Origin of the sequence: Caballeronia calidae, from assembly GCF_900044055.2 — a bacterium.
Taxonomy (GTDB): Bacteria; Pseudomonadota; Gammaproteobacteria; order Burkholderiales; family Burkholderiaceae; genus Caballeronia; species Caballeronia calidae.
In genome coordinates this window covers 1-1,581 of the sequence record NZ_FCOX02000258.1, presented here as the reverse complement: position 1 = coordinate 1,581, position 1,581 = coordinate 1, and the positions used below count along the sequence as shown (strand labels likewise).

Annotated in this window: 1 protein-coding gene; it reads left to right on the top strand. The window is 58.4% G+C overall.

The features are described 5' to 3' along the window. Positions 1 to 200 precede the first annotated feature (200 nt). The gene (locus AWB78_RS42460) at positions 201 to 1,220 is read left to right on the top strand and encodes an IS110 family RNA-guided transposase (RefSeq protein WP_062613277.1); all 1,020 of its coding nucleotides are present in this window, start codon (positions 201 to 203) and stop codon (positions 1,218 to 1,220) included. Positions 1,221 to 1,581: the final 361 nt, after the last annotated feature.

Genomic DNA, 1,581 nt, shown 5'->3' with positions numbered 1-1,581 from the left:
CAGGTGGGCGCGTGCGTCGGCCTGGTGCCGCAGCCCTATGACAGCGGCGAAAGCCAGGTCGACCAGGGGATCAGCAAGAATGAAATGAACGCGTCCCACCCGTGATCGTATGAGCCTGAGGGGGTGGATCCTCACGGGCCAGCGGCATCGATGTGCCCGGGTGGAAAATGCTTGCATTTCCCGGCGACCGGAGGATCCACATGAATAGTATGGCCGTAGGTGTCGACATCGCCAAGCAGGTTTTCCAGGTGCACTACATTGATCCGGAAAGCGGAGAGATCGTGAACAAGCCGATCAAGCGAGCGATGTTTCTCGAACACTTTGCGAATCGTGCACCGTGCCTCATCGGAATGGAAGCATGTGGCGGTGCGCATCACTGGGCTCGGCAGCTAATCAAGATGGGGCACGAGGTCAAACTGATACCAGCGGAATTCGCCAAGGCTTTCAACATTCGCAACAAGAGCGATGCCGCTGACGCGCGCGCGATTTGGCTCGCCGTTCAGCAACCGGGCAAGCCAGTCGCAGTGAAGACCGAGACGCAACAGGCGATGTTGGCGCTGCACCGGATGCGTCAGCAACTCATCAAATTTCGCACCATGCAGGTCAACAACCTGCGTGGATTGTTAACGGAGTACGGCGAGGTAATGGGCAAGAGTCGCGCTGCTCTTGACCGGGCGATTCCCGCCGTACTTGAACGAGTTGCCGAGCGACTGCCTGCGGTTGTTATCGACTCACTTCGCGAGCAGTGGAATGGGTTGACGAAACTCGACGAACAGGTCGCGCAGATTGAACGCCGGATGCGGGAGTGGAAGAAAGAGGATAAGGCAGTCAAGGCCATCAGCGAGATCCCAGGCGTGGGGTTGCTGACCGCGACGGCAGCCGTCGCAACGATGGGTGATCCGAAGGCATTCAGTTCAGGAAGGGAGTTTGCGGCGTGGGCCGGTCTTGTACCCAAACAGACGGGTTCCGGGGGCAAGGTGATCTTGCACGGCATATCGAAGCGCGGCGACACCTACCTGCGCACGCTGCTGATCCACGGCGCGCGATCGGTGTTAGAACATGGGAAAGAGCCCGGTCCGTGGGTCGAGCAGATGATCAAACGTAGACCCAAAAACGTGGTGATCGTCGCGCTAGCAAACAAGATGGCACGCACAATCTGGGCGGTGCTTGCTCATGACAGGCCGTACCGCAGGGACTACGTAAGTGTGAAGCCCGCATAAATCGTTGTGCGTGGTGTAGGAGATCAACGTTTGAGCACAGGGTGAACGTCGAAGGTTTGCGCAGCAATCGAGTGTGATGACTAGTCAGGTAGGACCTGGGACTCGCTAAACCTGCATACTGACTCGAGCTTCGAGCTCGTGGCAAGAATGAGGAGCGAGTCAGCGGATTTCATATGGGCCCGCAGCGGCTTTATCGGCTGCAGGAAGGCCGGATAGAGAGCTGCAGCCCACCCTGTCATTCTGAACAAACGAGAGCTGTTGCAAAACGGGACGCGTTCATAGAGAGTCAGTATGACTCCCCTGGCAGCGAGGCTGGCCGCCGCGGGGAAGTGAAGCGCGGGTTAGCATGCTGCCAGAGCCG

Coding starts and splice junctions, on each gene's coding strand:
- AWB78_RS42460 (WP_062613277.1), top strand. CDS start 201: ATGAATAGTATGGCCGTAGGTGTCGACATCGCCAAGCAGGTTTTCCAG.